A 1183-nucleotide genomic window follows, 5' to 3' on the forward strand; every position below is an offset into this window, starting at 1 on the left:
CTCGGCAGCTGCGGCGTGTTCTCGAACTCCCGCAGCGACTGGTAACGGCGCGTCGGGTTGGCGTGGTGATCCGAATGACGCTGCAAGTGGAACAGGATCAGGTTCGAGAATATGTGGTTGGTGTTCCACGAATGCTCCGGCTGGCAGCGCTCATAGCGCCCGTTCGCCTGCTTCTGGCGCAACAGACCATAGTGCTCGACATAGTTGGCCAGCGTCAGGTGGAACCACGCGATCGCGCCCTGGCCGATGAGAAACGGCAACGCGAGCCAGCCGAAAGCCATCGTCAGGCCGCCCCACAACGCGGCGGTCATGAGCGTGGTCTGAACAATCTCGTTCTCCAGGCTCAACACCGGACTGCCCTTGCGCTGCAGCCGCTCGACCTCGATGCGCCAGGCGCGGCGGGCCGCACCCGGAATTTCGCGCAGCCCGAAGGTGTACAGATTCTCACCCAGGCGGGCACTGGCCGGATCTTCCGGCGTGGCCACGTCGCGGTGGTGACCCTTGTTGTGCTCGATGTAGAAATGGCCGTAGCCAATCACGCAGTCGGCGATCTTGCCGAGCCCGCGTTCGAAATCGTTTTTCTTGTGCCCGAGCTCGTGGCCGATGTTCAGGCCGAACACACCGACAATGCCGACGGACACCACCAGACCCGCTAACGCCCACACTGGGAACAGACCGCTGCTGAATGCCCAGGCGCCGATGGCCACATTCACGAACAAGCCCGGGATCGCGCCGTAAATCACTTTGCGGTAGAAGGAGTCCTCCTGCATCTGCTCAACCGCCCAGTCCGGCGGGTTGTTCGTGTCTTCGCCGGTAATGTGGTCGAGCATCGTGACCAGCCCGTAAAACGCCACCGGAAAGGCCCAGAGCCATGCCGGCCATCCCGTGAGGTAGGCCAGGGCGACAAACAGCCCGGGCAGGTAGGGGTAAAGCAGGCTGAATGTCCAGAGGTAGCGTTTCTTGTCCTCGTAACGCTCCCCGGTTTCAGGATTTAAAAACACATTGCTTACTATCGACATATCCGCACCTCATTATGTGCCTTCTCTGCAAGGCCGGTCCGAACCAGCCTCCTTAGTTAGATCACGGCATGTCACCGGTTATGACCGTGCCGAAACACTTTCTCGCGACTGCCATTACACTCCCCTATACGGCTCGGAAGCACCTTCCAAAAGTGAGGTTTTTA

Annotated in this window: 1 protein-coding gene; it reads right to left on the bottom strand. The window is 60.2% G+C overall.

What is annotated here, in order from left to right; genetic code table 11:
* On the bottom strand, nucleotides 1–1001 hold a 1001-nt coding region (locus tag RM532_RS15805), incomplete at its 3' end, for an alkane 1-monooxygenase (RefSeq protein ID WP_311654301.1).
* Between the last annotated feature and the right edge of the window lie 182 nt (nucleotides 1002–1183).

This window comes from Spectribacter hydrogenoxidans (assembly GCF_031846275.1).
GTDB classification, from domain to species: Bacteria; Pseudomonadota; Gammaproteobacteria; order Nevskiales; family Salinisphaeraceae; genus Spectribacter; species Spectribacter hydrogenoxidans.